Source organism: Thermoflexus sp. (assembly GCF_025055495.1).
Lineage (GTDB): Bacteria > Chloroflexota > Anaerolineae > Thermoflexales > Thermoflexaceae > Thermoflexus.
On sequence record NZ_JANWXB010000145.1, the window covers coordinates 1 to 8,274 of the forward strand.

Sequence of the window (8,274 nt, forward strand, 5' to 3'; positions counted from 1 at the left end):
GGCCCTCTGTGTTGGGGGGGGTGGGTTTGGGGGCTGTTTCAAAAAAATTTTGGGGGGGGTGGGGGGGGGCCCCCCCCCCCCCCCCACCATCCCCGAAAACCTCCAAATTAAAAATGGACGCGGTTAGGAGAGCGGGACGGCGAAGACTCTCGCCCCTCTATCCCGGTTTACTTCTCCGGATGCGGCACCCGCGCCACCAGGACCTCCTCCGAATCATCCCCTTGCGCCACCTCCAGAAAGCCGGGCATCGGGCCGATATCCCGATACCCCCGATCCTTAGGCGCCAGAGCGGCATCCCGTGCGATGAGCGCGGATTGCCCATAAAAGGCCAGATCGAAGAGGGTTCCCGTCATCATCGGATTGATGGCATAAGCGAAGCGGCCCTCCTGAACCGTCGCCGCCCACGCCCCTCGAAGCCAGTCCGCCTGTTGCTCGCGCGTCCAGGGTCCGGGGTTGGCGGAAGGCTGGACCAGGATCTCGGCCCCCAAGCGCGCCAACCGCTCCCGCACCGGGGATTCCGGCGCAAAGGCGTCCAGGCAGATCGCGATCCCTACCCGGCCGACTTCGGTCGGGAACACCTGGACTTCCTCTAAGCGCCCTGGGGTCAAATCCAGGCCCTGAGGGCCCTCTAGGTCGATCAGGGCCACCTTCCGTTGAAGGCCGATCAGGGATCCGTCCGGCCCGAAGAGCGCGGCGGTGTTATAGACGGAGGGTCCGTGGGGGCGCAGGGCCTCGGGGCGGGAGCCCGAGGCGAACGGGATTTCCGCCAGCGGGGCGGAGCCTGCGACCAGCGTCACGCGATATTTCCGGGCGAGAGCGGAGAACGTGCTCAGATAAAGTCGAACAAGCCGTGGCTGGACGGCGAGCAACAGGGCCCGGGCCCAGCCGACCCGATAGCGAAGCCGATAAGCGAGGGCGGGGAGAAATTGCCGGCGCAGGGCGAAGGCCATCGCCCTCGCCATCGTGGGTTGATCCCGAAGCCCTGGGGGAAGGACGGCCAGCGCGGCCAGCAGGCCCACATCCTCCGGAAAGGCCACCAGCGCCGGCTCTCGTGGATCCAGCCGATCTGCCGCCCGGGCCATCAGCCCATCCATGCGGGAGGCAAAAGCGGTAGGGGAGGATCCATCTTGGCAGGACCAATGCATCTGAAGGGCGACCAGCTGGATCAAGGCTGGACCTCCGGCGTGGGGTGGGGAGCGGCGGTGGAGAATGCTTCCTCTCCGGTCCGATCGCTTCTCCATCGGGGAGGGCTTTGACCAAGGAGATAGGACGTCGGTGGTTTTCTCCCCTCCCAGTGGCCCCTGGCAAGAGGGGAGAAAAACACTTTTGGGCTGGAACACCGCCGAAGGCGGCACCCCAGCCCGACAACCCGCGGGAGAGCCCGGAAGTTGTGCATCGTGTCTGGAGTTTAGGGTTTTTCACGTGCAGGAGTGGCCGCGTTCCGATACAGACCCTGGGCGTAGATATAGGCCTCTACCTCAGGGGGGACCAGATATCGGATCGAACCTCCGCTTTTCACACGCCGCCGCAGATCATGGGAAGCGATGTCCAGAAACGGGGCGTCCAGCCAGAGCAGCCGTTTGCTGATTCCCGGCAACGCCTGTTCCAGAAGCGGCATGTGGACCACATATCCGGGCCGTGGCATCACAGCCAGCCAGGTCATCTGGATCAGGCGATGAGGCTCCCGCCACCGAGGAAGATCCACCAGTGAATCGGATCCCATCAGAAAAAAGAACTCCGCGTCCGGATAAACAGCCTGTAGGTGAGCTAACAGATCGACGGTGTAATGCGGACCCGGGCGATCGATGTCGGCCCGGGAGATCTCGAAAAACGGATTGCTCGCAATGGCCATGGCCAGCATGTTCAGGCGGTGCTCAATGGGCGTAACTTCCGCTGCCGGCTTATGTGGAGGTTGCGCCGCCGGGATAAACAGCACCCGATCCAGACCCAGCTGGATCCGGGCCTGTTCCGCCAGCACCAAGTGCCCGTAATGGGGTGGATCGAAGGTTCCTCCCAATAGGCCTAAGCGGTTCATTCAAAGCACTCCAGATCCCGTAAGAGGATTGATTCCTTTCAAGGAGCCGAGCGAGACCACACCGCCTCTTCTCATCAGCTCCCAGCTGCGTAACTTCTATGCGCAACAAGTCCATTGGGATGAGAGCGGAATCGTTACGAACGCTTCCCTACATCCGCCCAATCTACCCATTCCAGCTCCACATCACCGATATAGACGGTATCCCCTGGTTGAACCCCTGCCCGTTCCAGAGCTTCGATGACTCCCAGTCGCTCCAGCTGACGGTGCAGGTGCAATAGGCCTTCCTCGGAGTCCAGGCGGGCCCTTCGCACCGCCTTTTCAGCCGCTGTTCCCAGAACCCTCCATCCGTTTCGCTCGCGGATGACCTGAACAGGGGTTTCCCGCCGGAGAAGGGGCGGAACGGCCGGCTGGAGCGGGGGCGGGGGCGGCGCCTCCTGCAACCGCTTCCAGGCTTCCCACATGAGGGCCTGGGTACCCTGTTTCGTCGCCGCGGAGATCGGATGAACCTGGAGGCCCCGGGCGGCGAAGGCCGCTTCCACCTCCGGCCACCGGGCCTGAACCTCCGGCAGATCCATCTTATTGAAGGCGATGATCTCCGGCCGCTTCAACAGATCCGGGTTGTAGTGGCCCAGCTCCGCCCGGATCGCCTCGTAATCCGCCACCGGATCCGCGGCGAGGCCATCCAGCAGATGGAGGAGAACCCGGGTGCGCTCGACATGGCGCAGGAAGGCAAGCCCGAGGCCGACCCCTCGATGGGCCCCCTCGATCAAGCCTGGCAGGTCTGCCAGCACGAAGGAGGCGGTATCATTCAGCACCACGACCCCCAGGTGCGGATGGAGTGTGGTGAAGGGGTAATCCGCGATCTTCGGCCGGGCCGCCGTCACCGCGGCCAGCAAAGTGGATTTCCCAGCGTTGGGCTTGCCGATCAACCCGACATCCGCCAGGAGACGCAACTCCAGATGGAGACGACGGAACTCTCCTGGCTCCCCACGCTCTGCGATCCGGGGAGCCTGATTGGTCGGGCTGACAAAGGCGGCGTTTCCCCGCCCGCCCCGCCCCCCCCGGGCGACGATCACGACCTGATCGGGTTGGGTGAGATCCGCCAGGATCTCTCCCGTGTCTGCATCCCGAACCACGGTCCCGGGCGGGACTTCCAGGATGAGGTCCTCTCCGCTGGCCCCCGTTTTCCGACCTCCACGGCCGTGGCGGCCGTTCTCGGCCCGGAAATGGCGATGGCGATAATAGTAAGCCAGGGTGTTCAGATGGGGATTCACCCTCAGAATCACATCCCCACCCTTGCCTCCATCGCCCCCATCCGGCCCTCCCATCGGGACATACTTCTCACGCCGGAAGGAGACACACCCATCTCCCCCATCGCCGGCCTTCACTTCTATGATCACTTCATCACAAAAAAGCCACGGTTCACCCATTGGGATCCTCCTTATCCTTTTCATTTTAATCCAGTTGGGTTCATCGTTAGCTCTTCCTTGGGGAGGCGGGATCCGGGCTTGGAATGCCCGACCGGTGTTCGTGAGGAGTTCGGGCACTGGCATGCCGGATTCCGAACGTAGGGGTTGTGCAGTTGAGGACGCAGCGGCCAGGGCCGGATGACTCCGTCTTCCCATCCCTCCTTCCCCCAGCTCAGAGGGCCGTGGGGAAGAGGACAATTCATGCCTGACCCTTGAAACGAGAAAGCCCGTGTTGGTAGTCCGGCACAGGGCGAAGCGGAGGGCTCGTCCTGGTCGTTTTCAAAAAGAGAACGGGCCCTTATGTGCCCTATTACGAACGAAAAGGTTCATGTTTGTAGTAGGGCACGTAAGTGCCCGTTGTTGGAATGGGACATGTAAGTTGTATAGGGCATCGTCCCGAGCGTTGGCCAGAAGAGAACGGGCGCTTACGCGCCCTACTACGAACCATCTGTTTGTAGCAGGGCGCGTAAGTGCCCGTTGCGGTTTGTAGGGGGCAATGTCCCGATCGTTCCCCAGAAGAGAACGGGCGCTGACGTGCCCTACTACGAACGAAAAGGCCCATGTTTCATGTTCGTAGTTAGGCACGGAGCGAATCGGAGGGCCCGTTCGAAGCGTTCCCCAAAACGACAGGAACGGACATGGCATACTGTTGTGGGAGCTTTGCCTTCCCAACGATGTTGACCGCCTGCAGCGCTCGCGGTATGCTCTGAATTCAGAATCCACAGGGTGTGCGGAGAGCCAATGGACGGTGAGCACGGCTACCCATGGCATCTGCCGCCGGCGCTGGCCCTGCACCTGGAGATCCTGCGCTACCCGATCCTGGCCCGCCGGATCCGGGAGCGGATGCGCCAGGAGCTGTTCGCCCGCGGCATTATCACCCCCGAAGCCTTCGAGGCGGAGGTCCGGGAGAAAGCCCTGATCTCCCAGCGCCTCGAAGGGCTGGTGGATCCTTTCGGCCAGGAGTCGGCGGAGGAATGGGAGGAGCGGCTGGCCCAGATCCGGGACCAGCTGACGGAGTTCTATTTCGCCTATAATCTCCCCCACAGCCTGTTCGTGGAGATCGTCCGTTCCGTGTTGGAGGAACGGGCGCCGGGGCATCGGCCGATCCTTTCCTTCAATCCGGAGCTGGCCCCCGTGGAAGCGCTCTTTACCCAGGCGGAGGCTTACGAGGCGACCCCCCCGGAGCAGCGCAAAACCGTCCTTCCTCACTTGAAAGAGATCCGGGTTGTCCTCATCAAAAGCATCATCAGCGATCAGCTCGCCTTTGTCGGGATCGCCCGGGAGCATTTCACCGCATTGGACCTGCGGGCGATTTATGAACGGCGCATCGGCCAGGGGAAGATCGGGGGCAAGGCGGCCGGGATGATGCTGGCCTGGCGGGTCCTCCAGGTGCCGGACCGTGAGGATCCGTTCCCTCTGGCGGAACGGGTGGGCATCCCGGAATCCTGGTTCATCGGGGCCGACGTCTTCTATGAGTTCATGGAACGCAACGGGTTGCTTCCCTATTTGAACCAGAAATATAAGACCGAAGAGGAGATCCGGGCGGAGTTCCCCGAGGTCCAGCATGCCTTCCTGGAAGGACGTTTCCCGGCCTGGTTTGTCCAGCGGTTGCGGGAACTGCTCCGGGAGGTCGGCGCTCATCCGCTCATTGTCCGATCCTCCAGCCTCCTGGAGGACAACTTTGGGGCTTCCTTCGCGGGGAAATATGAGAGCCATTTCTGTCCCAACCAGGGGTCTCTGGAGGAGAATCTGGAGGCATTGCTGACGGCCATCAAGCGGGTTTACGCCAGCGTCTTCCATCCGGACCCTTTGATCTACCGGCGGCATGTGGGCCTGGTGGATTATGACGAACGGATGGCGGTCCTGCTTCAAAAGGTCGAAGGAATTCGCTACGGCCGCTACTTCTTCCCGCCGGTCGCCGGAGTCGCTTACTCCCGGAATCCTTTCCGGTGGAGCCCCCGGATCCGGCGGGAGGACGGCTTCCTCCGGATGGTGGTGGGGCTGGGCACCCGCGCGGTGGAACGGGTGGCGCATGACTACCCGCGCATGGTCGCCCTCAGCCATCCCGGCCTGCGCCCGGAGAAGGACCCCCAGGCGATCGCCCGCTATGCCCAGCACTTCATCGATGTGATCGATCTGGAGGACAACACCTTTCGAACGCTGCCCATCCATGAAGTGCTGGGGAGCGATTACCCGGGCCTGGCGTATCTGGCGGTGGTTCACAAGGGGGATTATCTTCAGCCCCTCATCGGGCGCAATGTGGATCCCCGCTCGCTGGTCATCACGTTCGACCGTCTGCTTCAGGAGACGGACTTCGTGCCCCTGATGCGGGCGGTGCTCTGCAAGCTCGAGCGCTATTACAGCCGCCCCGTCGACGTGGAGTTCGCAGTCCTCCTGGAGAGCGGACGGCCGCCCCGGCCCAGGCTGCGGTTGTTGCAGTGCCGCCCTCAGACCGACCGCGAGCAGGCGGCCAGCCCCCGTGTGCCGAAGAATATCCCGGCGGAGGATGTGTTGTTCACCTCGTATCATATGGTGCCCCACGGGACTGTGTATAACGTTCGTTATGTGATTTACGTGGATCCAATGGCTTATACCCGGATTTCGCAGCTGAGCGAGCGATTAGAGGTCGCGCGGGTGATCGGACGGCTGAACCGGCGGCTGGCTGGAGAGCGGTTCATCTTGATCGGGCCGGGCCGCTGGGGGAGCGTGAACCCCTATCTGGGGGTGAAGGTGGGTTATGCCGACATCTACAACGCCCGGGCCCTGGTAGAGATCGGACTGCGGGGCGCCCAGGGGTCACCGGAGCTTTCGTATGGAACCCATTTCTTCCGCGATCTCATTGAGGCCCAGATCTATCCCCTGGCCATCGTTCCGGACGATGAGCGGGCGGTTTTCCGGGCGGATTTCTTCGCTCAGGCACCAAACAGCCTGCCGGATTTGCTGCCCGAGGAAGCCTCCTACGCCTCCTGCGTTAAGGTGATCGATATCCCCCAGGTCACCGGCGGGCGTTATCTCCATCTGGTGATGGATGGCGACCACGAGGAGGCGATGGCCTATTTGGGGCCGAGGCGAGGGGATGCTTAGTGCGCGCCGGAGACGGGCAGGTCCCATGCCCCTGTTTCCGGGACCTGCTCGAGATCTGGAGAGCGGGCGGAGAAAGGGCACATGGAAGAGGAGCCTTGATCAGCCGGGAAAACCATGTAGGCCATGGGAAAGCAAGGCGATGAGTGGAGAGGGTTTTCGGTTCTCCCTGACGGCCCGGGATGGACGGGCCCGGGCGGGGTTCATCGATACCCCCCACGGACGCATTCTGACTCCGTGTTTTGCTCCAGTGGGCACTCAGGGGGCCGTGAAGACCATACCCGCCTGGGATCTAGAGGCATTAGGAGCCCAGCTCGTCTTGGCCAACACCTATCATCTATACCTGCGGCCCGGCGACGAACGGATCGCCCGCCTGGGCGGATTGCATCGTTTTATGGGCTGGAACGGACCGATCCTCACCGATAGCGGGGGTTTCCAGATCTTCAGCCTCCAGGGATTGCGAGAGGTGGACGATGACGGGGTGACCTTCCGCTCTCACCTGGATGGCTCTCTCCACCGGTTCACCCCGGAGAAGGCCATCCGCATCCAGGAGAACCTGGGGGCGGATCTCATCATGTGCCTGGACGAGTGTGCTCCGCCGATGGATTACGATTACAACGCGAAGGCCCTGGAGCGCACCCATCGCTGGGCGGAGCGCTGCCGGGCCGCCCATACCCGAAGGGATCAGGCCCTCTTCGGCATCGTGCAGGGTGGGGTCTTCGAGGACCTGCGCACCTGGAGCGCTCGCTTTCTGGTCAGCCTGGACTTCCCGGGCTACGCCATTGGCGGGCTTTCCGTCGGCGAACCCCGAACCCTGACCTATCGCGTCCTGGACCTGATGGACGCCCTGCTGCCGGAGGAGAAGCCCCGCTACCTCATGGGCGTGGGGACCCTGGTGGATTTCGTGGAGGCGGTGGCCCGGGGGGTGGATCTCTTCGATTGCGTGATGCCCACCCGTGTCGCCCGCCACGGGACCGCCATCACGCGGACCGGACGCTTGAATCTGCGCAATGCGGCTTACGCCGAGGATCTCCGTCCCATCGACGAACAGTGCGAGTGCCTCACCTGCCGGCGGTTCTCCCGCGCCTATCTGCGGCACCTGTTTAACGTCGGAGAACCTCTGGCGATGTATCTGACCACATTGCACAACCTTCACACGATGTTCCGCTTTATGGAGGAAATGCGTCAGGCGATCCTCGAGGGCCGCTTTGCGGACTTCCGGGCCGCCGTGGTGGAGCGCCAGGCCGCTTTCGCGATGGATCCAGAGCCGGGAGCGGAAAGTTAATGCTCTATTTTGGTTCGAAGTTGTGGCGTTCGCCCCCAAAGAAGTCTTACGCCACGGGCAACCTTCGAGCTCTCCCGCGGGTTTTTGAGCTGGGGCGTCGCCTTCGGCCACGCCCCAAGCCCAAAACAATTCGGCTCATGTCCAAAACTCGTGCAGGCCAGAGAGCGAACCGCCCGATGTCGGGAAAGGGCCCGATTCTCTTCCTTATCTACCCTCTCTCCACGCTGCTTCGCGGCGTGGAGAGAGGGATTCGGAAGCGTTGGAGGGAATGGGGCGGGGGGCTTCGCCCCCCCCCCAAACCCACCAACCCATCCCAAAAACACACACCACCCCCCGAAGCAGCGGGGGGGGAGGGTGGATAAGGAAGAGAATCGGGCCCATTGCCCACAACGGGCGGTTCGCTC

At 62.8% G+C, this 8,274-nt stretch carries 5 protein-coding genes; 2 read left to right on the plus strand and 3 right to left on the minus strand.

Annotated elements, in window-relative coordinates:
• Positions 1-167 precede the first annotated feature (167 nt).
• The 3 genes from NZM16_RS05020 to obgE form a co-directional block, all read right to left on the minus strand.
• Positions 168-1,169 carry a carbon-nitrogen hydrolase family protein gene (locus NZM16_RS05020; RefSeq protein ID WP_295479051.1) on the minus strand — a complete coding sequence of 334 codons (1,002 nt, stop codon included), beginning with the start codon at positions 1,167-1,169 and terminating at the stop codon, positions 168-170.
• A gap of 239 nt (positions 1,170-1,408) precedes the next feature.
• Complete coding sequence (gene nadD, locus NZM16_RS05025) at positions 1,409-2,035, minus strand: nicotinate-nucleotide adenylyltransferase (protein WP_295451238.1); 627 nt, start codon at positions 2,033-2,035, stop codon at positions 1,409-1,411.
• A gap of 134 nt (positions 2,036-2,169) precedes the next feature.
• Positions 2,170-3,465 carry a GTPase ObgE gene (gene obgE / locus NZM16_RS05030; protein ID WP_295451235.1) on the minus strand — a complete coding sequence of 432 codons (1,296 nt, stop codon included), beginning with the start codon at positions 3,463-3,465 and terminating at the stop codon, positions 2,170-2,172.
• Positions 3,466-4,245: 780 nt separating this feature from the next.
• Between obgE and NZM16_RS05035 the strand changes: the two genes are divergently transcribed.
• Together NZM16_RS05035 and tgt are read left to right on the plus strand one after the other, a co-directional pair.
• Positions 4,246-6,588 (plus strand): PEP/pyruvate-binding domain-containing protein, encoded by a 2,343-nt coding sequence (locus tag NZM16_RS05035; protein ID WP_295451232.1) that lies wholly within the window; start codon positions 4,246-4,248, stop codon positions 6,586-6,588.
• Positions 6,589-6,727: 139 nt separating this feature from the next.
• Positions 6,728-7,870: a tRNA guanosine(34) transglycosylase Tgt gene (gene tgt, locus NZM16_RS05040; RefSeq protein WP_295451229.1), complete on the plus strand. Its 1,143-nt coding sequence runs from the start codon at positions 6,728-6,730 to the stop codon at positions 7,868-7,870.
• The last annotated feature ends 404 nt before the right edge of the window (positions 7,871-8,274 follow it).